The sequence below is a fragment of the Serratia sp. NA_112.1 genome (genome assembly GCF_052691715.1).
The window spans coordinates 325,715-350,506 of sequence record NZ_JBQZFO010000001.1 but is presented as its reverse complement, the minus strand read 5'-3'; the positions used below and the strand labels follow the sequence as shown (position 1 = coordinate 350,506).

At 53.3% G+C, this 24,792-nt stretch carries 20 protein-coding genes; 8 read left to right on the top strand and 12 right to left on the bottom strand.

What is annotated here, in order from left to right; translation table 11 throughout:
- Nucleotides 1-181: 181 nt before the first annotated feature.
- The 4 genes from ACUTQ5_RS01755 to seqA form a co-directional block, all read right to left on the bottom strand.
- Nucleotides 182-481: a DUF3861 domain-containing protein gene (locus tag ACUTQ5_RS01755; protein WP_445649819.1), complete on the bottom strand. Its 300-nt coding sequence runs from the start codon at nucleotides 479-481 to the stop codon at nucleotides 182-184.
- Nucleotides 481-1,131: a PadR family transcriptional regulator gene (locus ACUTQ5_RS01750; protein WP_445649818.1), complete on the bottom strand. Its 651-nt coding sequence runs from the start codon at nucleotides 1,129-1,131 to the stop codon at nucleotides 481-483. The genes ACUTQ5_RS01755 and ACUTQ5_RS01750 overlap by 1 nt, the downstream gene beginning before the upstream one ends.
- Nucleotides 1,132-1,317: 186 nt before the next feature.
- Nucleotides 1,318-2,961, bottom strand: coding sequence for a phosphoglucomutase (alpha-D-glucose-1,6-bisphosphate-dependent) (pgm, locus tag ACUTQ5_RS01745; RefSeq protein ID WP_445649817.1), 1,644 nt, complete (start codon nucleotides 2,959-2,961; stop codon nucleotides 1,318-1,320).
- A gap of 77 nt (nucleotides 2,962-3,038) precedes the next feature.
- A complete protein-coding gene (gene seqA, locus ACUTQ5_RS01740; protein ID WP_445649816.1) occupies nucleotides 3,039-3,578 on the bottom strand; it encodes a replication initiation negative regulator SeqA in 540 nt (179 codons plus the stop codon).
- Between the two features lie 300 nt (nucleotides 3,579-3,878).
- Between seqA and ybfF the strand changes: the two genes are divergently transcribed.
- From ybfF to fur, 4 genes are all read left to right on the top strand, one after another.
- A complete protein-coding gene (ybfF, locus tag ACUTQ5_RS01735; protein WP_445649815.1) occupies nucleotides 3,879-4,652 on the top strand; it encodes an esterase in 774 nt (257 codons plus the stop codon).
- 292 nt (nucleotides 4,653-4,944) lie between these two features.
- Nucleotides 4,945-5,232, top strand: coding sequence for a LexA regulated protein (gene ybfE, locus ACUTQ5_RS01730; protein ID WP_012005675.1), 288 nt, complete (start codon nucleotides 4,945-4,947; stop codon nucleotides 5,230-5,232).
- Nucleotides 5,233-5,460: 228 nt separating this feature from the next.
- A complete protein-coding gene (gene fldA, locus ACUTQ5_RS01725; RefSeq protein ID WP_012005674.1) occupies nucleotides 5,461-6,000 on the top strand; it encodes a flavodoxin FldA in 540 nt (179 codons plus the stop codon).
- 320 nt (nucleotides 6,001-6,320) lie between these two features.
- Nucleotides 6,321-6,767 (top strand): ferric iron uptake transcriptional regulator, encoded by a 447-nt coding sequence (fur, locus tag ACUTQ5_RS01720; RefSeq protein WP_135315525.1) that lies wholly within the window; start codon nucleotides 6,321-6,323, stop codon nucleotides 6,765-6,767.
- A gap of 177 nt (nucleotides 6,768-6,944) precedes the next feature.
- Here fur and ACUTQ5_RS01715 read toward each other — a convergent pair whose 3' ends face one another.
- The 8 genes from ACUTQ5_RS01715 to nagE form a co-directional block, all read right to left on the bottom strand.
- On the bottom strand, nucleotides 6,945-8,906 hold the full coding sequence (locus ACUTQ5_RS01715; protein ID WP_445649814.1) for a glycosyltransferase: 1,962 nt from the start codon (nucleotides 8,904-8,906) through the stop codon (nucleotides 6,945-6,947).
- The gene (gene galE / locus ACUTQ5_RS01710) at nucleotides 8,896-9,948 is read right to left on the bottom strand and encodes a UDP-glucose 4-epimerase GalE (RefSeq protein ID WP_261090236.1); all 1,053 of its coding nucleotides are present in this window, start codon (nucleotides 9,946-9,948) and stop codon (nucleotides 8,896-8,898) included. Before galE ends, ACUTQ5_RS01715 begins: the two co-directional genes overlap by 11 nt.
- A 49-nt stretch (nucleotides 9,949-9,997) precedes the next feature.
- Complete coding sequence (locus ACUTQ5_RS01705; RefSeq protein WP_445649813.1) at nucleotides 9,998-11,143, bottom strand: MFS transporter; 1,146 nt, start codon at nucleotides 11,141-11,143, stop codon at nucleotides 9,998-10,000.
- A 76-nt stretch (nucleotides 11,144-11,219) separates the two neighbouring features.
- Nucleotides 11,220-13,877: a beta-N-acetylhexosaminidase gene (locus ACUTQ5_RS01700; protein WP_445649812.1), complete on the bottom strand. Its 2,658-nt coding sequence runs from the start codon at nucleotides 13,875-13,877 to the stop codon at nucleotides 11,220-11,222.
- Between the two features lie 14 nt (nucleotides 13,878-13,891).
- Nucleotides 13,892-14,218 carry a ChiQ/YbfN family lipoprotein gene (chiQ, locus tag ACUTQ5_RS01695; RefSeq protein WP_445649811.1) on the bottom strand — a complete coding sequence of 109 codons (327 nt, stop codon included), beginning with the start codon at nucleotides 14,216-14,218 and terminating at the stop codon, nucleotides 13,892-13,894.
- A gap of 59 nt (nucleotides 14,219-14,277) precedes the next feature.
- Entirely contained in the window at nucleotides 14,278-15,681 is a 1,404-nt protein-coding gene (gene chiP, locus ACUTQ5_RS01690) for a chitoporin ChiP (RefSeq protein WP_445649810.1), read from the bottom strand.
- Between the two features lie 578 nt (nucleotides 15,682-16,259).
- The gene (glnS, locus tag ACUTQ5_RS01685; protein ID WP_445649809.1) at nucleotides 16,260-17,924 is read right to left on the bottom strand and encodes a glutamine--tRNA ligase; all 1,665 of its coding nucleotides are present in this window, start codon (nucleotides 17,922-17,924) and stop codon (nucleotides 16,260-16,262) included.
- Nucleotides 17,925-18,165: 241 nt separating this feature from the next.
- Nucleotides 18,166-20,112: a PTS N-acetyl glucosamine transporter subunit IIABC gene (gene nagE, locus ACUTQ5_RS01680; RefSeq protein ID WP_445649808.1), complete on the bottom strand. Its 1,947-nt coding sequence runs from the start codon at nucleotides 20,110-20,112 to the stop codon at nucleotides 18,166-18,168.
- Nucleotides 20,113-20,446: 334 nt separating this feature from the next.
- On the opposite strand from nagE, the gene nagB reads away from it, so the two are divergent.
- The 4 genes from nagB (at nucleotide 20,447) to ACUTQ5_RS01660 (ending at nucleotide 24,599) form a co-directional block, all read left to right on the top strand.
- Nucleotides 20,447-21,247, top strand: a complete 801-nt coding sequence (gene nagB / locus ACUTQ5_RS01675; RefSeq protein WP_012005664.1) for a glucosamine-6-phosphate deaminase — start codon at nucleotides 20,447-20,449, stop codon at nucleotides 21,245-21,247.
- Between the two features lie 18 nt (nucleotides 21,248-21,265).
- Nucleotides 21,266-22,405, top strand: coding sequence for an N-acetylglucosamine-6-phosphate deacetylase (gene nagA, locus ACUTQ5_RS01670; protein WP_445649807.1), 1,140 nt, complete (start codon nucleotides 21,266-21,268; stop codon nucleotides 22,403-22,405).
- A gap of 153 nt (nucleotides 22,406-22,558) precedes the next feature.
- Complete coding sequence (gene nagC / locus ACUTQ5_RS01665; protein ID WP_445649806.1) at nucleotides 22,559-23,779, top strand: DNA-binding transcriptional regulator NagC; 1,221 nt, start codon at nucleotides 22,559-22,561, stop codon at nucleotides 23,777-23,779.
- 67 nt (nucleotides 23,780-23,846) lie between these two features.
- Nucleotides 23,847-24,599 (top strand): HAD-IIA family hydrolase, encoded by a 753-nt coding sequence (locus tag ACUTQ5_RS01660; protein ID WP_012005661.1) that lies wholly within the window; start codon nucleotides 23,847-23,849, stop codon nucleotides 24,597-24,599.
- Nucleotides 24,600-24,792 lie beyond the last annotated feature (193 nt).

Sequence of the window (24,792 nt, the reverse complement as noted above, 5' to 3'; positions counted from 1 at the left end):
TTATTACTTACTGTACTTAATTACTGCAGAAAAACTGGTTTTATGACGTTTCTAGTTATTAATAATCTTGAAATATTTATTAAAAAAATGGCAACCGCTTACTTTTATAAAATAACCAGAGTTAATGATAGTTGCCATTCTGTTAAATGCAAACCCAGTTCATGAGGCCTGTGCGACGCCCCTACGAATGTGGCCCTTTCTTCAACCCCATCATAAATTCCTTGAACGCCTCGCGCAGCGGTGCGAACACCGGATGCTTGCGGTTCTCGATCATCACTTCCGAGAACAGCTTCAAGCCGACGGCAAAGGCTGCACTTTTATCTTCGCCAAAGTTCAGATCTTCACGCGCTTTGATACGCTCAACAATGCCGAGAATATCGTCGTGGTTTTCCACTTCAAAACTCAACGGCGCTTTATCCACCGGCTCACCCTGGCGATCGTTCAGGGCTTCAACGGTGATACGGAAACGGTGGCCTGGCATCAGTCGTTCTCCTGCGCTGTTGGGCGAATGTTCATTTCGCTTTCGATCGTCGCCACTGCGGTGAGCAACGCCTTATTGATGCGTTCAACCTGCTGGGGCGAGAGATCGGCGCGCATCACGTTACCGCGCAGCAAACTGCGCAGGCGGTTCATGGCTTCGGAGATACCCTCCGCCAGATTACCGTGATGATGATGGCTGCGGCCGGCCCCGGCTAAACGGGCAAGGATCAGATCTACGGTGGCCTGGTGCTTTTGCAGTTCACTCTGACCAAGCGCGGTGATTTGGTAGCTTTTACGGCCGTTACCGGTGGTGATCGGCTCAAGGAAATCTTGCTCTTCCAACAGCGTCAGGGTCGGATAAATAACACCCGGACTTGGCACGTACAAGCCGGAGGAAGCCTCGTCGATCGCCTTGATCAGCTCATAGCCGTGGCTCGGCTTGCGCGCCACCAGCGCCAGCAGCACCAACCGCAAATCGCCATGTTCAAACATGCGGTGACGCCCGCCACGGCCACCACGCCCACCGCGTCCATGTTCTTCGTCGTGCTCGCCGCCAAAGTGGTGGCGCCCGCCGCGCCGACGATGTTCGAGCCCTTCTTCGCCGTCATGGTGGCAACCGGGCCGGCGGTGTAAACCTAATCGATGGAACATAGGGTTTTACCTCTCAATGAATAGTCAGTTGACGAGGTTATTTAGATATATCTAAATAACCTCGATATATCTAATCTAGATCGATATATCTAAATATGCAAAGTGTCTCTGTAAATAGATATATCTAAATTGCAGGCATAAAAAAAGCGCTGTAAAAACAGCGCTTTTCATCAGGCAGAAAAGAAATTATTTGGCGGAAGCCAGCACTTCGCTGACAATCTCTACCGCTTCATGCTCGATCTTTTCGCGATGCTCGGCACCCAGGAAGCTTTCACAATAGATTTTGTAGGCTTCTTCGGTACCTGAAGGACGTGCGGCAAACCAGCCGTTGTCGGTCATCACTTTCAGGCCGCCGATGGAGGCACCGTTGCCCGGAGCCGCCGTCAGACGAGCGGTGATCGGGTCACCCGCCAAGGTGTTGGCCTTGACCATTTCCGGCGACAGCTTGGCCAATGCGGCTTTCTGCGCATGGGTAGCTGGAGCCTGAATGCGATTGTAGCTTGGTGCACCAAAGCGGTTGGCCAGATCTTCGTAGTGATTTTGTGGGTTTTCACCGGTGACTGCGGTAATTTCCGCCGCCAGCAGGCACATGATCATGCCGTCTTTATCGGTCGACCAAGGTGTGCCGTTGAAACGCAGGAAGGATGCCCCCGCGCTCTCTTCACCACCAAAGCCCAGGCTGCCATCGTACAAGCCATCGACAAACCATTTGAAGCCCACCGGCACTTCCACCAGTTTACGGCCCAGGTCAGCAACCACGCGGTCAATCATTGCACTGGAAACCAGTGTTTTGCCCACCGCCACATCGGCACCCCACTCTGGACGATGCTGGAACAGGTAGTTGATGGACACCGCCAGATAGTGGTTCGGATTCATCAGCCCCTTCGGCGTAACAATGCCGTGGCGGTCGTAATCCGGATCGTTGGCGAACGCCAGATCGAACTTGTCACGCAGCGCCAGCAAACCGCCCATCGCCGGAACGGACGAGCAGTCCATGCGGATCACGCCGTCGTGGTCCAGGTGCATAAAGCGGAAGGTCTGATCGATAGAGTCGTTCACCAGCGTCAGATCCAGCTTGTAATGCTCGCCAATACGCTGCCAGTAGGCAATACCGGAACCGCCAAGCGGATCGACACCCAACTTCAGGCCGGCACGCTGGATAGCAGGCATATCGACGATATCTACCAACCCTTCGACATACGGCTGCACCAGATCTTGCGCGTGCACGCGGCCGCTGTTCCAGGCCTTATCCAATGACTGACGCTGAACGCCTTTCAACTGCAATGACAGCAGTTCATTGGCGCGCTTTTCAATCACGGAGGTCAGGTTGGTATCAGCCGGGCCGCCGTTGGTCGGGTTATATTTGATGCCACCGTCTTCCGGGGGATTGTGAGACGGGGTGATAACGATACCGTCGGCCAGTGCCCCACCGTTACGGTTATGGCACAAAATGGCATGGGATACCGCAGGAGTTGGCGTGAAGCCGTTATTTTCCTGCACGACAACATCGACGCCATTGGCGGTCAACACTTCCAGCACAGAAATAAAGGCAGGCTCGGACAGCGCATGGGTATCTTTACCCACGTAGCATGGGCCGGTCACCCCTTGCTGATGACGGACTTCCGCAATCGCCTGTGCAATAGCGAGAATATGATTTTCATTAAAGCTATGACGCAGAGCGCTGCCGCGGTGGCCCGAAGTGCCGAACTTCACCGCGTGTGCTGCATTGCCGGCTTCAGGTTGCAGTACATAGTACTGCGACGTCAGCTGGGCTACGTTGATCAAATCGCTTTGCTGAGCCGGCTGCCCGGCACGTGGATTATTCGCCATCGACATATCTCCCTAATCCCTGTCCTGCGGCCTGGCAATATGTCGCTCACGGCCACCATGACGGGCTGTTCGCTAAATTAGATAGTACCGCAAACTTTTTCTGTCAGTTCCGCGGGGAACTGCATAGCCTGCATGATGTGTTCCACCATGCTGCGTTTACGACCGGTATTGGTATTGGTGATCACCCAGTACGGGGTGCTCGGAACGTGCTTGGGTTTGGTGTGCGTTCCGTTCGCCAGCAGGGTTTGCTGATCGCCAGCGAAATAGGTGCGGGTACGGCCATGCAATGCATCGGTAGCTGCGGCAAAGCCCGCCGCGTCGAGGGTATACAGGGTGGAAAGTACCAGCATAAAACGGTTCACCGCTTTGCTCTGCTCGGCATACTCATCCGACAACAGCAGCTCACGCACGGCACGTACGCGATCGCGCGGGCGCGACGCGGCAACAATTTTATCCTGCTCAGCGCTCTGGGCGCTGCCGGACGGCACCGCACGTAACGGCTGACCTGCGGTAAACTTCAACATGCGGCGCAAAATATCGGACGCGCTCTCACCAATATGTTGCGTGTGGCTGGCAATATAACGGTAGAGCTCTTCGTCGACTTCAATAGTTTTCATCTTTATCCAGTACTGTTTTTTTCTACTTAGAACCTGAAGCCAGATCCTGCATTCAAGCCATGGGATTATAAGGTTAAAAGCGCAGATGCGAACATCACAATGTGCCTCAACACGGCAAAAGCAGACTATTACCTAAAGCCTGCCTGGCATTGGCTCTGCCAAACCCGCACCTTACCATGAAAAATCCGCGTTATACCCTATGGATTTCAAGCCGCAGCGTTGTTACCTGTGGCTTGAAAGGCGACGGGTATTTTCATCGTGTGTTTTAATCATGATACCCTAATCTGAATCTCACTCAGTATGAACTTTGCCATGAAATTACATTATCAACTGCTGGCCTGCGAGTCCGACGCTCTGCCGGTTGTCATGATCCACGGGCTGTTCGGCAATCTGGACAATCTGGGCGTGCTGGCTCGCGATCTCAACCGACAGCACAGCGTGATTAAAGTCGATCTGCGCAACCACGGCCTGTCACCACGTTCACCGGTAATGACCTACCCGGAAATGGCAAAGGATCTGCTGGCGCTGCTGGATGACTTGCAGTTGGACAAGGTCATTGTGATCGGCCACTCGATGGGAGGCAAAGCGGCGATGGCGCTGACGGCAATCGCACCTGAGCGAGTGGAGAAACTGATCGTTATTGACGTGGCACCGGTGGATTATCAAACCCGTCGCCACGACGAGATTTTTGTCGCCTTACAGGCCGTAAGTGCGGCCGGCATCACCCAACGCCAGCAGGCGGCGGAATTGATGCGCGACTACCTGAAGGAAGAAGGAGTGATCCAGTTCCTGCTGAAATCCTTCCACCAGGGCGAATGGCGTTTTAACCTGCCGGTGCTGATCGATCAATATGAAAACATCACTGGCTGGCAGGAGGTTCCCGCCTGGCCGCATCCCACATTATTTATTCGTGGTGGTTTGTCGCCCTACGTGCAGGACAGCTACCGTGCAGACATTGCCCGCCAGTTCCCACAGGCTCGCGCACATGTGGTCGCCGGCAGCGGGCACTGGGTTCATGCGGAAAAACCGGAGCCGGTGCTGCGCGCTATTCACCGTTTTCTCGACGAAGCCTGAGCCGACCGGCGCTTTCCCCTGGTGCGGACAACCACCCAAAACGGCCATCTGGTGAAAAAACGCGCTAAAGATAACGACTTAGCGCGTTTTCGGCTCAGTTAAGCATTGTCGTTGCTCCACCTGCTGGGGTAATATGGCGCGCTATAATTTTGCCGCCGTGCCCGGCGTGTTGATTAACGCCTGGCTGGGGGTAAATTTGGGTTAGGGTTTATTGGCCCGAAGTGTGTTAACCGAACCATCCAGAAGCGTCTACGCGCTTTTAGATGCAAACTCCCTTGCAGTACCGCTACCTATGGCAAAAGAACAAACGGATCGCACGACGCTGGATCTGTTCGCAGATGAACGCCGTCCGGGGCGCCCGAAAACCAACCCGCTATCCCGAGATGAACAGCTTAGAATCAATAAGCGTAATCAGCTTCGACGCGATAAAGTCCGTGGTTTACGGCGTGTGGAACTGAAGATTAACGCGGATGCGGTGGACGCCCTGAACAAACTGGCGGAACAGCGGAATATCAGCCGCAGCGAGCTTATTGAGCAAATGCTGTTGGCACAACTGGCGGACGACCAGCCAGAACATTGATCATTGCAGCCGCACATGCGGCGCGGCGTTAAGGATGACGCCCGATCAACATCGTTTTATTCCACCCGGTATCGCATAAACGTGATAAAACCCCGGGGTAAATTTCTGGCATGATACGCAATTACCGGTGAGGGTCCCCCTTGCCATGGCATCATTTTAATCGGTGTTATCGTGGTCATCGCTAACATCGTGTAATGCAATTTATTGAATTTAAAGGTTATACGCGATATGGCTAATGTAGGCATTTTCTTTGGCAGCGACACTGGCAATACCGAAAACATTGCCAAGATGATCCAGAAAATTCTTAAGCAACAGTTTGGTGACGATGTGTGCGAAATTCACGACATCGCCAAAAGCAGCAAAGAAGACCTGGAAGGCTTCGATATTCTGTTGCTCGGTATCCCAACCTGGTACTACGGTGAAGCCCAGTGCGACTGGGATGACTTCTTCCCAACGCTGGAAGACATCGACTTCAACGGCAAGCTGGTAGCCCTGTTTGGCTGTGGCGATCAGGAAGACTACGCAGAATATTTCTGTGATGCAATGGGCACCATCCGCGACATCATTGAACCGCGTGGCGCTGCCATAGTCGGCCACTGGCCAACCAAAGGCTATCATTTCGAAGCCTCAAAAGGTTTGGCAAGCGACAGCCACTTTATTGGTCTGGCAATTGACGAAGACCGTCAACCTGAGCTGACCAATGAGCGTGTTGAAGGCTGGGTAAAACAAATCGTCGAAGAGCTGAGCCTGGCCGAAATCGTCGGCTAACGCCAAACGTTGAACAAAAGCCCTGCAAAGTGCATAGTGTTGCCAGCAGGGCCATCATTGGCAGTACTGATTACTGCAATCGAAGATACATATTTGTAACTTCCCACATCGTCAAGGTAGACTGAGTTATCGGTTTATCCCGCCCATCAAGACGTTGCGTGTGCAACATGCAATAGTGCAATTATATCTTTGTTAACAACCGGCGGTTTCTATTTAGGTCAACCGGTTCTATAATGAGACGCAATTAACTCTTTGTGCCGACCGATGCCACAGGCGAGAACGCCTCAACTTGATTAGCATAGTAACAGGACTGAATCCGCATGACTGACAACAACACCGCATTGAAGAAGGCCGGCTTAAAAGTCACGCTTCCGCGACTCAAAATCCTGGAAGTACTGCAAAATCCGGAATGCCATCACGTCAGTGCGGAAGATCTGTACAAAAAACTGATAGATATGGGCGAAGAAATTGGCCTGGCTACGGTTTACCGCGTACTGAACCAATTTGATGATGCCGGCATTGTGACCCGTCACAACTTCGAAGGCGGCAAGTCCGTGTTCGAACTGACCCAGCAGCATCACCACGATCACCTGATTTGCCTGGACTGCGGCAAAGTGATCGAATTCAGCGATGAATCAATCGAAGTTCGTCAGCGTGATATCGCCAAGCAACACGGCATTAAGCTCAGCAACCACAGCCTGTACCTGTACGGCCACTGTGCAATTGGTGACTGCCGCGAAGACGAAACTCTGCACGATAAAAAATAATGCCCTTAACCGGCATTAAGAACCGCCTTAACTGAACAGATAAAAAAATCCCCGGACAGGCCCGGGGAAAGTTCACAGCTTGAAATACAACAATTGCAGAGGCACTTCTTTCCGTCTTCCCACTTACACTCACTTCACCGTCAACTCACCCGCCGACACGCGGATGGGCAAACCTCTTCACAGCTCATACTCAAGAAACAGCAACCGATCAAAAAACAACGGCCAGGCGTGATCGAATACACCTCGAACACGGAACCCCTTGTTCAGATAAATTTGGCTGGCATCACTGCGTTGCCATACACATAGCACGATATTTTTCGCCTGGTGCTGTTGTGCTCGCTGCTTTATCAGCGCAAACAATTGGTTAAAATGCCCTTGTCCGCGGAATTGACTCTCGATTGCCAGACTGCAGATGAAATAATCGTCAGCAGTGCACAGGCTTTGCACAAAGCTGTCATAAGCCTCATCAAGCGGTTTTATTTCATCGCGATAATGATAATCCGCTTCTATGCCATACAGCTCGCTGATGGTGGCCGCATTAAAAAAGCCGACAAACTCTCCACGCCGATCGTAAGCTACCGTGATCAGCCCGAGATAAGGCTCAATATTTTGCGCCTGCTGCAATGACACCAGATCCAGCCCAGCTCGATTGCCGATAGAGCAGTATTCAAGGTAACTGGTGGTGAAAATCAGCTTTGCCATGCGAGTCTTATCGGCTGCACTCGCCTGCCGCCCCGGTAGAAAATGCAATGCCCCGCCCTGCTCCGGTAACACCGCGTCCCCTACTCCAGCGGTCGGGCACCAGTAATTACCCGCCGTAATCCGTCGCCGGTTATCGGCGATCAGGTATTCACCAAAAAGTTGATTTACCCGATCAAGCGTACGGTCATGGGAAAGCACGGAATAATAGTGGTAATGGTCGATATCGGAACGGATCTGCGCCGGATAGGCCATGCGAGGTACTTCATCAACGGTGAATATTTCCGCATAACGAGCCAGATCCAGCGGCTGCTCAAGCTGCCAGTCCACCTGTTCTAAGCGGCTGACGCATTGCCGGTAGCTGTGCTGTTCCTCCTGCGACAGCGGTAACCGTTCATTGGTGATCACATCCTCCAACAGGCGCATGCCACGGATACCACAGGTGACTGCCTGTGGGTGCGCATCATAATGGACGCCATAATCCTGGCAGAAGCGATCGTGACTGAGGAAAGACCGGCCTATGTGGCGGCTCCACAGCTGATAAAAGGGATCAAACAGCTTCCGTTCATAAACCGAATTCTTGTCCGGCACTTCGCCGCTTTCCGCCGCATAGATCTGATCCAACCCCGCCAGCATTCGGCACAGCGAAATGTCCCCTTTCCGGCTGATAATCATGCCGGTTTCATCAAGAAACAGATTCAACCAGCTGACGTGGCTGACCTCGCCCTCAGCCAGAAACTGAAGATAATCAGGCACCTCTGGTTTGCTCAAAAACAGCGTCGCCGACCGGTGGGGTATGGTATCGATATCCATGTACAGCCCCCCCATCTCGATCAAAATCAGAAAGCGGAAGTAATCAGAAAGCGTGGCGTAATAGCGCTTATCGTGCAGTTGATGGATAAAGCCCAGATTGTCGCCGACCCTTTTTTGCGCCAGTTCGCTCAGCGAATGTACCTGCAAGCGATGATTGCCCGCATCATACTCCCCCAGGTAGCCGCCTTTTATCACCTGTACGGGGAGGAAATACGCATCCCTTGCCAACTGCTGCGCGTCCCAAACCCATAACATGCCGACCCAGTCATTTGTCTCGGCGCTAGCCACCGCCTGCTGCGCGTCGCCCCACTGAGAGATAACCTCTCTGGCGTCGTCAGGTATGGCGCCCCCCAACCAGATACGGTGCAGCCGTTTTTCACTCGCAGCCAGTGGGCGAGTAGGCACACAAAATAGTGAAGAACAGCAGGCGGCATCGAATAAATCCCCATGCGCTGCCAGCCACTCACGCAGTTGCGCGACCCCACGCTGATAGCTTTCCAGCCGTGCCGGTGAAGTCTGGCGCTGATATTTAACGAACTCAAACTTCAGGTCGCTGATCCGCGCTTCGTATTCTGCCCGGAACAGATCATCCTGCATAACCCCCAAATGTCCGTCGTTAAGCTTCATCGGCCAGCATCCTTATCGATGACAGCGGCACCGAAGAGCCATAACCCTGCGGATTTTTGCTCTGCCATGACCAGGCATCGCACACCATTTTTTCCAGACTGCGTTTGGCTTGCCAGCCCAGCTTTTCTGCCGCCAGTGACGGGTCGGACCAACACTCGGCAATGTCTCCCGCACGCCGGGGATTAAATTGGTAGGCGATTTTGAAGCCACAGGCGCGTTCAAACGCCCGAATAATCTCCAGCACCGAGTAGCCTTTACCGGTGCCCAGGTTATAGACGTTAAAACCTGGCTGCAGATTATCCAGCGCTTTTAAATGCCCTTCGGCCAAATCCATAACGTGAATGTAATCACGTACCCCAGTACCATCGCTGGTAGGGTAGTCGTTGCCATACACCGGCAACACCGCGAGTTTGCCAATAGCCACCTGCGCCAGATAAGCCAGAAGATTATTGGGAATGCCGGCGGGATCCTCACCAATCAAGCCGGACTCGTGCGCCCCGGCCGGATTAAAGTAACGCAGCGCGGTGATTGCCATCTGCGGTGCCGTGGAAGCGAACTCCGCCAGGATCTGCTCGACAATCAGCTTTGAGGTTCCGTAAGGATTGGTGGTCTGCCCAACACGGCAGCTTTCCGTCAGTGGGGTATATTCTGCCGGCCCATAGACGGTGGCTGAAGAGCTGAAAATAAATTGCTTAACACCAGCATGGCGCATTCTGTCCAGTACGATCAATGAGCCGGAAATATTATTTTGATAATACTTCAGTGGCTCTTCGGTAGATTCTCTCACCGACTTCAAACCCGCAAGATGAATAACCGCATGAACATCATGCTGGCGGAAAATATGATCCAGCAAATGATGTTGCTGGATATCTCCCTGATAAAAAATCACTTTTTTACCGGTTAATCGCTCCACCCGAAACAAAGACTCTGGCGAGCTGTTCGACAGGTTGTCCAGTACAACAACTTCCTCCCCCCTTTCCAACAGTGCCAATACCGTATGCGAACCGATATAACCGGCACCGCCCGTCACCAATATAGCCATCGTATATCCTTGTTTGTGTTTAAAAATAAACGACTCACTCAGAAACCACCTAAACTTCCCGGGTTTTAAAACCGACAGGTAAAGCAATACAAAGCAGTAATATGGCTAACAGATAAACGGAGGAATGCGGCCCGTACTCGGTCAGGATCCCTTGTAATATTCCGGCCAGGATCACACCGGTGGAAATACTGTTGGTGAATAAAGTGGTGGCCATGCCCGCCCGCTCCGGCATCAAATCCTGGAAATACAACATGCCGACGGTGGCGATAATGCCGATAAATATCGCGTTAAACAGCTGCCAGACCAGCAACCCGGCGGCCGAGGTAAACCACAGCATCCCGGCATAAAACAGTATGCCGGCCACCATCGCCCCCGCCATCATCAGGCGCTTGCCCACCCGGTTTACATAACGCCCTACCAGGATCATGATGGGGATTTCGATCGCGGCGGCGATGCCCATCATCCAACCGGTCAGACTTTGCGGCAAACCCAACTCGGCCGCGATATACAGCGGCACATCAATCAGATACATGGCGCTGCAGGTCCACATCAATACCGAGGCAAAAAATAACCGGCTAATGTCTTTATCGAAGACCGTTTTTTGCGGTATGGCGATTTCATTACCCACAGACGGGCGAGCCACCTCGGGTAATATCCACCAGGCCAGCAGCGTGACCAGCAGGAATATGCCGGCAGCAAACATAAACATCGCCGTGAAGCCATAATTCACCACCAGCATAAAAGCCAATGGCGGGCCAAAAACCCAGGCCAGAGAGAGTTGGGCGCGCATGATGGCGCTGAACAACGCCACGTTTTGCGATGACCTCTCTCCGTATTCCCGCGCCAGGGCGAATAATTGTGGTATCGCCGTATTGGCGATGGCGGTTAACAGCACACCTGCGGTAATTAACGTCAGGTAATTGCGATTAAAAGCAAATAACAGACAGTTTCCCGCCGCCAATAAATAACAGATTAAAATCAAATGGCGCCGGTCACGCTGGCGATCTGATTTTTTCGCCAGCAAAAAGCTGACAATGATGCCGACCCCGGCATTAACCGCATAAAAAAAACCGACCCATAATGAAGTCACCCGAACCTCGGTGGTGAGGAACAGGCTCAGGGTCGGTATTTGCAGTGCCCCGGCAATGCCAGAAAAAAAAGCAACGACCATAAAGGTCAGCCGTATCGAATTCATCGCTGATTACCGCCGGTCGCTGCTGTTAACCATCAATAACGGCCCGCCGGCGAACAGACGGGCCGTGGTTCAGGAGTTACACTTTCTCGGTGCGGCTATAACGCTTGCCGTCCGGGCTGACCGCACGGATCAGCACCTCACCGCTGACCGCTGGCTTGGCCCTGGCATCGTAACGCTGCCATTGCTTGCCGCCATCGGTGGAATACTCAATGCCCAGACCCGGCAACGAGATATTAGCCTCCAGCTTGCCACCGGCTACGCGGGCACCCGGCACCGGCAGCCGATAACTCACGCCACCCTTGTCCAGTTTTGCCAATTCACGCTGGCCAAGAATATTGGCAAAGCGCAACCAGTCGCGGTTCAGTTTTTTGCTGTCGATAAAGTGGGTTTCACCACCTTTATATTCACGCCCCGCCTTATAATTCTGCTCCCAACCCGCCCGGTGCCATGCGCGCTCGGCCACCGACAGTGAACGCGGGAAGATCATATATTCCATTTGATCGTCAGTGCGCTGAGTTTCGCTCCACATCTGGGCAGAAATACCGTAAGCGCCCGGCCATGGCTTGTCGCTCTTGGCGGTAAAGTGATTGCCATCGCGATCAACCGAGGTTTCGGCGTTCTGCGGCAGGTTGTTCGGGGCAAAGCTGAACATTTTCTGCTCGTCGCTGAAACGGGTACCCCAGTAATAACCACGCTCGTCCGGGTTCACCTCATAGGGGAAATCCATATAGAGGTAATCCGGGTTGGAAAGGATCACTTCATAGCCTTTGTTGGCCCAGTCGTTGGCGCTATCAAAACCGCCCCAATACAGCGTATCCCAGAAGTTCACCCCAACACGTGGAGTGGCGAAAGCCTTGGCGTTTTTCGCATCTTTCAGGCCGTCCTGCCAGGCCTGCATCCTGTCGATGCCCTGCGCCTTCACCAGTTGACTGACTTCCACGCCAAAGTAGCTTGGCAGATGTTCCATATCGGCGACTTTGCCGTCTTTGATCATCTTTTGGCACACCTGGGATTTCGCCCAAGGCTTGTCTTCTTTGCTCTGATCGATGATGCCTTTTCCTGCTTCCGGCTTGGTCTGGTCGGTATAGCCAGCCCCCAGGCGAATGTTTTTCGCTTCGTCGCCGCCAAAGTGCCAGGTGCGCAGCGGCTGCCCGGCCTCTTTGTGCATCTGGGCAATCTCACCCATCACCTTGTCAACAAAGCGCCTGGACGAATCCAGACAAGGGTTAAGGTAACTTTGACGATTGAAGTACTGCACCGAGGTGGTATTGGAAGTATCGGTCGGATCCACCAGGCGGAACTCATTGGCCTGCTGTTCTTTACCGGCGGCATGCAGCTTTTTATAGCGCGCCTCCATCGAAACCACGGCGGCACGGGCATGTGCCGGCATATCGATTTCCGGGATCACTTCAATCTGGCGCGCCTGGGCGTATTTAATGATCTCGATATAGTCCTGACGCGAGAAGAAGCCGCCATACACCTCTGGCCCCTGCCCGTACTGTGGCAGCAGGCAGGTAGTTTCGCTCAGGTCATGGCAACGCCGCCCCCCGACTTCAGTCAGTTCAGGCAAGCCTGGGATGGCAATGCGCCAGCCTTCGTCATCGCTCAGATGGAAGTGGAATTTATTGAGCTTATAAGCTGCCATCTGATCGAGCAGGCGCAGTACCGCATCTTTCTGATGGAAGTTGCGCGCCACGTCGAGGAATATGCCGCGGTACTGGAAACGTGGTGCATCCTTGGCGTCGAGGGTGGCGATTTTAGCGCTGCCGTCGGTCGGAACCAGCGACAGAATAGATTGCAGGCCATAGAACACCCCTGCCTGATCGAAGCCAATCACCCGCGCTTCCTTATTGCCAATTTTCAGCTCATAGGCTCCCGACACTGCCAGTTCACCTTTAAATTTACCCGGCTGAATATCGGTTTTGATCGGGTAGCCCGCCGCGTTATGGGTGATGCCCAACAGTGCAAAACGTTGGGTGGCTGCGTCCGCGGCCGGTTTGGCCAGCGCACTCAACTCCAGCGCCACACCGTTGCTCAGACTCACATCTTGTGGATGCACTTTCACTTGTAACGGCGTCGGCACGATCTGCCCGCGCAAAGAGGCGGCAGGCAAGGTTTTCAACTCGGCGTTTTTGGTAAAGCGGGAGGTCGGAGTCATCAGGATATTGTTGTCGCCCTCGATGCGCTTCCATTGATCGCCACTAAAGGGGGTCACAAACTGACTGAGATCTTCGGTATCGGTATTAAGCAGAATTTTTGGCTTGGCATCGCCCGAGGTGGCGTACCAACGTGGTACGAAGTCGGTTTTAAACAGTTGCCAATATTCGGCAATAATCGGGATCTCAACCGTTTTACCTGCCGGGAAGCCGGTAAATTTATCGGTAGGCTCCAGTTTGTACAGATCACCGGTCAGGTGGGTTATTTTAAATTGATCGTTGTCCACCCTCATGGTCTGACGGGCGCTGTGGAAATAAATCGCCCAGTCGTGGCCGTTGATCTCCTGATGATCGTTGGTCAGGCTGATCAATACCTTATTGCAGGCCGCCCAATCGGCTCCCAGTTTTCCGCAATCCAGGCCGCTGTCGGCAGCCCGGTTATCCACCATTTTCAAATTCAATTTTAACTGGCTCAGTTGATCCACCAGCGGCTGATTGGCCAGCGCATTCCCCACGCTGCCAAATAATCCAACGGTTGCCGTTAATGCGGCAAGCGTACTCAATTTGAATTTGTTCATTTTTAACATCATCCTTAATTATTGTTATCGCGGATCTCTTGCCAAATTTTGCCGCACTTGGCGTCATAAGCCTGGCCGTTACCACTGTGAACCGCCTGAATGCAGTTTTGATAATCCATCACCCGCACCGTTTCTTTTTCGGCAAACTGCTGGTGCTGCTTCTCTTTTTTCAGCACGTTCAATACCGCCTGGCACGACTGCAGTTTTTCCGGTGAGCCTTCAGCGGTATTAATGCAGGCGCTGTAGGCCTGTTTCAGTTTGGCGTCTTCCGGCGGTGCGGCCGGCGGCACACAGGCACTCAGCGTGACCACGGCGGCTAACATCAGCATGATTTTTTTCATCAAAACTTTCCCGTTAAGTGTCAAAAACGCTGTCCCCGGCGTTGCCGCCGGGGAACGCATCAGAAGATGGTGAATGGTGCGATAACCATGAATTTGACGTCTTTCTCATCCTGGAAGATGTTGCCGTAACCGCCACCCCAGCTTGGGATATTGGTGTGATTGTCATACTGGGTGTAGTGCAGTTTCAGCAAGGTGCCTTTGGCGCGACCTTCCTGAATGGTGTACAGCGCGTCCAGGCTCCAGGCGCTCTCTTTGAGACGCTGGCTCTGGTCATACATTGGGTTGGTGCTTGGCTTGGCATCCCAGGCATAAACATAAGAACCGCCCACTGCCATACCCGGCAGGTTCCAGTTGCTGAGATCGTACATCACCCCGGCGTAAACCGCTTTTTCGCCGTTGGCGTTGAAGTCGGAACGGTTATCCCACCAGACGTCGAGACGACCGTTAGAGGAGGCGTAGGTTGGGGTCATGCGTTGCAGGAAGTACCCCTGGTTACCCTCAGCCTTGACCATGGTACCTTCCAGACGCCAGTTGAACTGACCGGTGGTGTAGCCGAAGGTCAACGCCTGCAGCCAAGCCAGGCCGTCGTAAATGCTGTTCGGGTCGTTCTTGTCGCTGATACGGTCTTCGGTACCGTAGAATTGATAGCTGGTAGTCAGCGGGTTGCCCACCAGATCAAACTTGTAAGATGCCTTGGTGAAGTACTGGTTCACATAGCCCTGGGCCTGACCGAAGGCCGCTTCCAGTACCAAATCATTTTTGAAGTCATACTTGGCACCCAAAGAGTGCAGATAGGAGACGCCGGTTTTTTTGTCATTCTGGCGGAAGTCATCCATCTCGATATGCCATGGAGCCTTGTACTTATTGGTCCACATGTAGGAGAAGCTCAACGCACCGGCATCACCGTAGTCAAACTTGGCACCTGCCTCCGCCCCCTGATAGGTGCCAGGCATAAAGCTCCAGTGTGGCGCCAGCAGCGTTTGCCCGCTTGGTTGGATGTAACCGGCGCGAGCCCAGACGGGGCCATATTTGAATTTACCGGCGGCTTTGTACAGGCTGATGCCACCTTTATCGCCGGAATAGTCTTCATCATAGGTACGGTTTTTGGAGGAGAACGCGATTTCATTCGGGTGGCCGCTGGCGCTGGATTCGGCCAGCTCAATGGCGGTAAAGGCCCCCACATCCACACCGAACATGTCCCAGGCATAGCCCGAGGCGAAATCCAGACTCAGGTTGGCGGTCGAATGTGACAGGTTGGTGGTGTATTTGTTGTAATCGTCACTGGTCGGATTAAGATCTTTACGGTCACGTTCACGCTGCCAGTAATACACGCCGCCGGTCATCGTGGAATCATCGATAAATCCTGCGGCTTTCGCCTCAGGGGCCATGGCAAACCCTGTTCCCAACAGCGCACCCGCGACTGCGAGCGCCAGCGTTTTACGCTGAGCACCGTGCGTACCCATAATGAAATTCCTCTTTGACTTAACTTTAAAAGTTGCAGTCGCCCGTGTTCACCACTGCCCTGCACGACCGCTAATAAAAACCCAATCGGGTAAAAAATGTTGCCGACGGGTTAAAATCCCACAGCACTTATTGCTACAGACAGACTATTTTTCGCGACGCGAATTATCAAATGAATTATGAGAGAGATTTGTCAAAGTATGACAAAGAGCACATATCGATGAGATTATGTTACGTGGCTATGCAAAGAGGGTGTCGAATAAAAAATTCAATTAAATCAGAATAAATTCCAATACCAGGTCAATCAGAGACGATTAATGGTTTCAGCCCAAGCAAAAAAGTCAGCCAAAAGAAAAAATATGAGAGCGCTCTCTAAATGACATTAATTCGCATCACGAATATATAAGGTAATGTTATATGACTGCTGATTTTTATCAAGAAATTGCTGATACAACCACCAGATTAAAATTTAAAAATAGATTGGGGAATTAAAAGTAGTCGCGGGGAGAAAACGAGGCTGACAGGCATAAAAAAAGCGCAACCGAAGTTGCGCCTTATCACATTAGCTTTTGATCAGCACTCAGGCGCCAATTTTAGCCCAGGTATCGCGCAGGCCCACGGTGCGGTTAAACACCAGGTGCTCGGCCGAAGAGTCACGGCTGTCAGCGCAGAAATAACCTTCACGTTCGAACTGGAAGGCTTTTTCAGGCTGCGCGGCCGCCAGGCTCGGCTCAACAAAGCCGTGCTTGATAACCAGTGACTCCGGGTTAATGGTGGTGAGGAAGTCCTCTGCCGCCGCCGGGTTTGGCACGCTGAACAGACGGTCATACACGCGAATTTCCGCCGGCAACGCATGCTCGGCAGACACCCAGTGGATCACGCCTTTCACCTTGCGGCCATCGGCAGGATCCTTGCTCAAGGTCTCTGGATCGTAGCTGCAGAAAATAGTGGTGATTTCACCTTCAGCGTCTTTCTCAATGCGTTCCGCCTTGATCACGTAGGCATTGCGCAAGCGAACTTCTTTACCCAGCACCAGGCGTTTGTACTGCTTGTTGGCTTCTTCACGGAAATCAGCGCGATCAATATAAATATCACGGCTGAATGGCACTTCACGGCTGCCCATTTCCGGCTTGCTCGGGTGGTTAGGCATGCTTACCATTTCCACGCCGGTGGTCAGGTTTTCAATGACCACCTTCACCGGATCCAGCACCGCCATCGCACGCGGTGCGTTCTCGTTCAACTCTTCACGAATACAGGCCTCAAGCGCCATCATTTCGACGTTGTTATCCTGCTTGGTCACGCCGATACGCTGGCAGAATTCGCGGATTGACGCAGCGGTATAACCACGGCGACGCAGACCGGAAACGGTCGGCATACGCGGATCATCCCAGCCCTCAACGATTTTCTCGGTCACCAACAGGTTCAGCTTGCGCTTCGACATGATGGCGTACTCAAGATTCAGACGCGAGAACTCATACTGACGCGGATGACAAGGGATGGTGATGTTATCCAGCACCCAGTCATACAGACGGCGGTTGTCCTGGAACTCCAGCGTACACAGCGAATGGGTGATCCCTTCCAGCGCATCGGAAATGCAGTGGGTGAAATCGTACATCGGGTAGATGCACCATTTGTTGCCGGTCTGGTGATGTTCTGCAAATTTGATACGGTACAACACCGGATCGCGCATCACGATAAACGAGGAAGCCATGTCAATCTTGGCACGCAGGCAAGCGGTCCCTTCGGCGAATTCGCCGTTGCGCATTTTTTCAAACAGCGCCAGGTTCTCTTCCACGCTGCGGCCACGGTACGGGCTGTCTTTACCCGGTGCAGTCAGGCTACCGCGATATTCACGGATTTGCTCAGGCGACAGTTCGTCGACGTAAGCCAGGCCCTTGTTGATCAGCTCCACCGCATAGTTGTGCAGTTGATCGAAGTAATCAGAGGAGTAACGAACGTTGCCGCTCCACTCAAAGCCCAGCCACTCGACGTCATGTTTGATTGATTCAACGAACTCGATGTCTTCTTTCACCGGGTTGGTGTCATCAAAACGCAGGTTGCATTGGCCCTGGTAATCTCGAGCGATGCCGAAATTCAGGCAGATGGATTTCGCATGGCCGATATGCAGATAGCCATTTGGCTCCGGCGGAAAACGGGTATGGACTGACTTGTGTTTCCCGGACGCCAGATCTTCATCAACGATCTGACGGATAAAATTGGTTGGGCGGGCTTCAGCCTCACTCATTTCACTATTCCTCAATGCAAAGCGCTACTCATAACCGCCTATGTTCCAACAAGCCACGCCCGGAAACAACCGTTTGTTTCACGAAAAATGCGGAGCATCGCACCACAACAGGTCAAGGCCCCCTTACCGGACAACCGCTGCCCATAAAAAAGCGGGAAGAGATTGCTCTCTTCCCGCCAAAGGTAGGGTGCGTTCCGTCATGACTCGTTAAACACCCTGGGTACTACTCAGGTAAAACGGTTTATTTCTGGATCTCGAACAGTTTGGTCTGGCCGGCGACCACAGAACCGGTCGCCAGCGCCGTCAGACCGGCGTAATCGTCAGAGTTGCTGACCACTACCGGGCTTATCATCGAGCGGGCATTGGCGTTCAGGAACTCCAGATCCAATTCAAGGATTGGCTGGCCGGCTTTCACCTCAGCACCCTCTTCTACCAAGCGTTTGAAGCCCTGGCCTTCCAGTGCAACGGTGTCGATCCCCATGTGCACCACAATCTCCGCGCCCTTGTCGGTTTCCAGACAGAAAGCATGGTTGGTGTTGAAGATTTTCACGATGGTGCCATCTGCCGGCGCTACTACGGTTTTGTCGGTCGGGCGGATCGCCAGGCCGTCGCCTACCGCTTTGCTGGCAAAGGCTTCGTCAGGAACCTGATCCAGGGCCACGACTTCACCGGTCACCGGGGCCACCAGCGACTCGAAGGCCACCTTCGGCGCATTAGGCACTGCCTGCGATTTAACTGTAGTCACACCAGGAGCCGGCGCCATTTCTGCCGCAGGCACCGGGCCGGTAGCAATCACCGCACGCATGCCGTCAGCAATGGCTTCGGCTTTGGAACCCACGATAACCTGAACGGTTTGTTTGTTCAGTTTCACCACGCCTGATGCACCCAGGCGTTTACAGCTGGCATCCAGCACTTTGGAAGAATCTTTAACGGTCAGACGCAAACGGGTGATACAGGCATCAATGCCAGTCAGGTTGTCAGAACCCCCGATGGCACCAATATAGCTGCGAGACAGTGCACGCAGGCCTTCATCAGTATTGCTGTTGGCTTCCGGTGCGACGACATCGTCGGACGCATCTTCACGACCCGGGGTTTTCAGGTTGAATGCGCGGATAATGATAGAGAACAGGACGAAGTACACCGCGAAGGCGACCAGGCCCATCAGAACAAGCATCCAGACATTCTTGCTGGCAGCCGGCAAGTTGTACATCAACACATAGTCGATGGCACCTGCAGAGAAGGAGAACCCGGCGTGAATGCCCAGCAAGGTGGCTACAAACAGGCTGATACCGGTCAAAATGGCATGGACCAGATACAGCAGCGGAGCCAGGAACATGAACAGGAATTCAAGCGGCTCGGTCACACCGGTCAGGAATGCGGTCAGGGCAACGGACAGCAGCATACCGCCAACCATTGGGCGACGTTCTTTCGGCGCAGCGAAGTACATCGCTAATGCCGCACCCGGCAAACCGAACATCATGATCGGGAAGAAGCCGGACATGAACATCCCGGCAGTACCGTCACCCGCATAAAAGCGGTTGATGTCGCCGTGGAAGATGGTACCGGCAGCGTTGGTAAACTCACCAATCTGGAACCAGGCAATGGTGTTCAGAACCTGATGCAGACCGGTCGGGATCAGCAGACGGTTAACGAAGCCGAAAATACCGGAACCGATAGCGCCCATCGAAACAATCCATTCACCGCCTGCGTGGATCGCATTTTGTACCGGTGGCCAGATATAACCAAAGATGGCAGCAAGGATTAAACAGAAAAAGCCAGTAGCGATAGGGACAAAACGCTTACCGCCGAAGAAGGAGAGGAACTCGGGCAGCTTGATGCCGGACCAGCGGTTATAGACCGCACCGCCCACCAGGCCGGTAATGATACCCGCCAGCACACCCATATTGATCGCCGGGTTAATGGTGACCATCGCCTTGGTCAGGATGAAGTAACCCACCGCGCCCGCCAATGCGGCTGAACCGGCATTGTCTTTCGACCAGGTTGCCGCCACACCGATAGCAAAGATTAACGCCAGGTTATCGAAGATTGATCCACCGGCCTGCGCGATGAATGAAATATTCAATAAGTCAGGCTGACCGAAGCGTAGCAAAAGCGCCGCAACGGGCAGTACTGCGATTGGCAGTTGCAACGACCTGCCCAATCTTTGGAAAAAGCCGAGTATGTTCACCTTAATATTCCCCCTAATGCCCTTTTATGAGCTTTATCATATTTTACGCAAGCGCCATCACACACTGCGATTAACTCTGGACGAACGACAACACGTGGAGTGTAAAAAAATTATTTCGTATCGCAAATTAAAACCTCCTTTTTTGTGATTTAAATCACCAAAAAGCAGTCTTAAGCTGCCACATTGCTAGCCATCACACAAAACTTATTTTATCATTAAAAAAATCATTGAACCTGAAGCATCACGTGAGAATCATAAAGCTGGGTTAGGCTTAAGACTCTCGTTCAGGCTCGAATCAGTATAGCTTTAGTTTACTTACCCCAAGAGGTGTTAGATGAGACTTATCCCACTGAAAGATACTGCACAAGTCGGCAAATGGGCCGCCCGCCATATCGTCCAGCGCATCAACGCATTCAAGCCTACTGCGGAGCGTCCGTTTGTGCTCGGCCTGCCTACCGGCGGTACCCCGCTGGAAGCCTACAAACATCTGATTGCGATGCACAAAGCAGGTGAAGTAAGCTTTAAGCATGTGGTGACTTTCAACATGGACGAATACGTTGGCCTGCCGCAGGAACACCCGGAAAGCTATCATACCTTCATGTACCGTAATTTCTTTGATCACGTTGATATCCCAAGTGAAAATATCAACCTGCTGAATGGTAATGCACCGGACGTTGACGCCGAGTGCCGCCAGTACGAAGCGAAAATCAAATCCTACGGCAAAATCAACCTGTTCATGGGTGGCGTTGGCATCGACGGTCATATCGCGTTTAACGAACCGGCTTCATCGCTGGCATCCCGTACTCGCATCAAGACCCTGACCGAAGATACCCGCATCGCCAACTCCCGCTTCTTCGGCGGTGATGTCAGCCTTGTGCCTAAATTTGCCCTGACCGTGGGCGTGGGCACGCTGCTTGACGCAGAAGAAGTGATGATTCTGGTGACCGGCCATGCCAAGGCACAGGCGCTGGAAGCCGCAGTGGAAGGCAATATCAACCACATGTGGACCATCAGTTGCCTGCAGTTGCATGCCAAGGCCGTTGTGGTATGCGATGAGCCGTCCACCATGGAACTGAAAGTCAAAACCGTTAAATATTTCCGCGAGTTAGAAGCGGAAAGCGTTAAGAGTCTTTAATTCTTGCAGGGGGCTACGATGTTCGCTTTAACCCACGGCCGTATTTATACCGGCCACGACGTACTTGACGACCACGCAGTTATTATCGCTGATGGGCTGATTGAACGAGTCTGCCCGCTGGCTGAACTGCCGGCCGGCATTGAAACGCGCGATCTGGGTGGCGCTATCCTGGCCCCCGGTTTGATCGACGTGCAGCTTAACGGCTGTGGCGGCGTGCAATTTAACGACTCGCTGGAGGCCATTTCGGAACAGACGCTGGAAATTATGCAGCGTGCCAACGAAAAATCCGGCTGTACCAGCTATCTGCCAACGCTGATCACCAGCAGCGACGAATTTATGAAGCACAGCATCGAAGTGATGCGCGCTTATCTGAAAAAACACCCTAATCAGGCGCTTGGCCTGCATCTGGAAGGGCCGTACCTTAGCCCGCTCAAAAAAGGCACCCATAACCCGGCGTTTATCCGCAAACCAACCAGCGAGATGATCGACTATCTGTGCGCCAATGCCGATGTGATCACCAAGGTCACGCTGGCGCCGGAAATGGTGGAGCCGCACTTTATCAAGCAATTGACCGAAGCAGGCATTGTGGTGTCCGCCGGTCACTCGAACGCCACTTACGATCAGGCCCGTATCGGTTTTGCCGCCGGTATCACCTTCGCCACTCACCTGTATAACGCCATGCCGTATATCACCGGACGTGAACCTGGGCTGATGGGGGCAATTTTCGACACGCCTGAGGTCTATACCGGCATTATCGCCGACGGCCATCACGTGGCCTGGGCGAGTATCCGTAACGCCAAGCGCATGAAAGGTGATAAATTGGTGCTGGTCACCGACGCCACCGCGCCGGCAGGTGCCGATATCGACCAATTTATTTTTGCCGGTAAAACAATATACTATCGTAATGGGCTGTGCGTGGACGAAAACGGTACCCTGAGCGGCTCAGCACTGACCATGATTGACGCGTTAAAGAACAGCGTTGAGCACGTCGGTATTGCATTGGACGAAGCACTGCGCATGGCGACGCTGTATCCGGCGCGTGCTATCGGCGTGGACCACCGTTTAGGCACTATCGAGCCCGGTAAAGTGGCGAACCTAACCGCCTTTACCCGTGATTTTAAAATCACCAAAACACTCGTTAACGGTAACGAGGTTTAACTAACATATGTACCCAAAATAATTCGAGTCGCAGGTAGGCGGCAACTGAACGAACCTCAATGAGCATACGCGGGTATGTGATTTGAGTGAGTAAAGGCGGCCAACAACCCTGTGACTTGAAGTATGAAGGGTAGACAGAGAGTAAAATTATTGATGAGTACTGGCGGACAGGCACAGATAGGGAACGTTGACTTAGTCAAGCAACTCAACGGCGCAGCGGTTTACCGCCTGATCGACCAACAGGGTCCGATTTCACGCATTCAAATAGCCGAACTGAGCCAGCTAGCGCCCGCCAGCGTCACTAAAATTACTCGCCAGCTGTTGGAGCGCGGGTTGATCAAAGAAGTCGATCAGCAAGCCTCCACCGGCGGCCGCCGCGCCATTTCCATTGTCTCCGAAACCCGGCATTTCCACACCGTGGCCGTGCGTCTCGGTCGTCACGACGCGACCATCACCCTGTACGACATGAGCGGTAAATCGCTCGGCGAAGAACACTACCCATTGCCGGAACGCACCCAGGAGACACTGGAAAACGCGCTGTTTATCGCCATTGCCCAGTTTATCGAAAACTACCAGCGCAAGCTGCGCGAGCTGATCGCCATCGCGGTGATCCTGCCTGGTCTGGTTGATCCGGCGCTGGGCGTAGTGCGTTACATGCCACACATCAGCGTCAACAACTGGGCGCTGGTCGATAATCTGCAGCAACGTTTTAACGTTACCAGCTTTGTTGGCCACGATATCCGCAGCCTGGCGTTGGCAGAGCATTACTTTGGTGCCACCCGCGACTGCGAAGACTCTATTCTGGTGCGCCTGCACCGTGGCACCGGCGCCGGCATTATCGTCAACGGCCAGATTTTCCTGGGCAACAACGGCAATGTCGGTGAGATAGGTCATATTCAGATCGACCCATTGGGCGAACGCTGCCACTGCGGTAACTTCGGCTGTCTGGAAACCGTCGCCGCCAACGCCGCTATTGAACACCGTGTACGCCACTTACTGACCCAGGGCTACCCCAGCAAAATGACCCTCGACGATTGCAACATCGCCGCCATCTGCAAGGCCGCCAACCGCGGTGACCTGCTAGCCAGCGAAGTGATCGAACACGTCGGCCGCTACCTCGGCAAAGCCGTAGCAATCGCCATTAACCTGTTTAATCCGCAGAAAGTGGTGATCGCCGGTGAAATTACCGAGGCGGAAAAAGTACTGCTGCCGGCGATCCAAAGCTGCATCAATACTCAGGTGCTGAAGGACTTCCGCAAAAATCTGCCGGTGGTCACCTCCGAACTCAATCATCGCTCGGCGATCGGCGCTTTCGCCCTGGCCAAGCGGGCGATGCTCAACGGCGTGCTATTGCAGCGATTGCTGGAAAGCTGATCCGCCGCTTCAGGCAGGTGTGCTATCTTCGCGTTTTACCTGCCGCCAATCATGAGAAACAGCAACAATGACAATCAAGAACGTTATATGTGATATCGACGGCGTGCTGCTGCATGACAACACGCCGGTTCCCGGTGCCGACCTTTTCCTGGCACGCATTCAGGAACAGGGTATGCCGCTGGTAGTGCTGACCAACTATCCGTCGCAGACCGCGCAGGATCTGGCGAACCGCTTCGCCGCCGCCGGACTGGAAGTGCCGGAAAGCGCGTTTTATACCTCAGCTATGGCCACCGCCGATTTCCTGCGCCGTCAGGAAGGCAAAAAAGCCTATGTGGTCGGTGAAGGCGCGCTGATTCATGAACTGTATAAAGCCGGCTTCACCATTACCGACATCAATCCGGATTTCGTGATCGTCGGCGAAACACGCTCCTACAACTGGGACATGATGCACAAGGCCGCCTACTTCGTGAATAACGGCGCGCGCTTTATTGCTACCAACCCGGATACCCACGGCCATGGTTTTGTGCCGGCCTGCGGTGCGCTGTGCGCCCCCATAGAGAAAATCACCGGCCGCAAACCGTTTTACGTTGGCAAGCCAAGCCCGTGGATCATCCGCGCCGCACTAAACAAGATGCAGGGGCATTCGGAAGAAACGGTGATCGTCGGTGACAACCTGCGCACCGATATCCTGGCGGGCTTCCAGGCCGGTCTGGAAACCGTATTGGTGCTGTCCGGCGTCTCTACGCTGAACGATGTCGAAACCATGCCGTTCCGCCCGAGCTATATCTTCCCGTCCGTCGCCGATATCAATATTTTCTAATCCCTAAGGTGGCCATTACGGCCACCTTAGGTTGCTGACAAAGCAGGAAAAAGCGTGGTTTTTCCTGCTTTGTGGCGAGCAGCCGAAAATCAATAAATTGATTTTCCGGATTTTTATTTATCGGCCTCTACTCGCTCTGGGCAGGAATGAGGTTTGTCATCAGTCTGAAGTGGCCATTACGGCCACCTTTTAA

Excerpts from the sequence above, each read along its gene's own strand:
- ACUTQ5_RS01755 (WP_445649819.1), bottom strand. The coding sequence starts at position 481 with ATGCCAGGCCACCGTTTCCGTATCACCGTTGAAGCCCTGAACGATCGC.
- ACUTQ5_RS01750 (WP_445649818.1), bottom strand. The coding sequence starts at position 1,131 with ATGTTCCATCGATTAGGTTTACACCGCCGGCCCGGTTGCCACCATGAC.
- pgm (WP_445649817.1), bottom strand. The coding sequence starts at position 2,961 with ATGGCGAATAATCCACGTGCCGGGCAGCCGGCTCAGCAAAGCGATTTG.
- seqA (WP_445649816.1), bottom strand. The coding sequence starts at position 3,578 with ATGAAAACTATTGAAGTCGACGAAGAGCTCTACCGTTATATTGCCAGC.
- ybfF (WP_445649815.1), top strand. The coding sequence starts at position 3,879 with ATGAACTTTGCCATGAAATTACATTATCAACTGCTGGCCTGCGAGTCC.
- ybfE (WP_012005675.1), top strand. The coding sequence starts at position 4,945 with ATGGCAAAAGAACAAACGGATCGCACGACGCTGGATCTGTTCGCAGAT.
- fldA (WP_012005674.1), top strand. The coding sequence starts at position 5,461 with ATGGCTAATGTAGGCATTTTCTTTGGCAGCGACACTGGCAATACCGAA.
- fur (WP_135315525.1), top strand. The coding sequence starts at position 6,321 with ATGACTGACAACAACACCGCATTGAAGAAGGCCGGCTTAAAAGTCACG.
- ACUTQ5_RS01715 (WP_445649814.1), bottom strand. The coding sequence starts at position 8,906 with ATGAAGCTTAACGACGGACATTTGGGGGTTATGCAGGATGATCTGTTC.
- galE (WP_261090236.1), bottom strand. The coding sequence starts at position 9,948 with ATGGCTATATTGGTGACGGGCGGTGCCGGTTATATCGGTTCGCATACG.
- ACUTQ5_RS01705 (WP_445649813.1), bottom strand. The coding sequence starts at position 11,143 with ATGAATTCGATACGGCTGACCTTTATGGTCGTTGCTTTTTTTTCTGGC.
- ACUTQ5_RS01700 (WP_445649812.1), bottom strand. The coding sequence starts at position 13,877 with ATGAACAAATTCAAATTGAGTACGCTTGCCGCATTAACGGCAACCGTT.
- chiQ (WP_445649811.1), bottom strand. The coding sequence starts at position 14,218 with ATGAAAAAAATCATGCTGATGTTAGCCGCCGTGGTCACGCTGAGTGCC.
- chiP (WP_445649810.1), bottom strand. The coding sequence starts at position 15,681 with ATGGGTACGCACGGTGCTCAGCGTAAAACGCTGGCGCTCGCAGTCGCG.
- glnS (WP_445649809.1), bottom strand. The coding sequence starts at position 17,924 with ATGAGTGAGGCTGAAGCCCGCCCAACCAATTTTATCCGTCAGATCGTT.
- nagB (WP_012005664.1), top strand. The coding sequence starts at position 20,447 with ATGAGACTTATCCCACTGAAAGATACTGCACAAGTCGGCAAATGGGCC.
- nagA (WP_445649807.1), top strand. The coding sequence starts at position 21,266 with ATGTTCGCTTTAACCCACGGCCGTATTTATACCGGCCACGACGTACTT.
- nagC (WP_445649806.1), top strand. The coding sequence starts at position 22,559 with ATGAGTACTGGCGGACAGGCACAGATAGGGAACGTTGACTTAGTCAAG.
- ACUTQ5_RS01660 (WP_012005661.1), top strand. The coding sequence starts at position 23,847 with ATGACAATCAAGAACGTTATATGTGATATCGACGGCGTGCTGCTGCAT.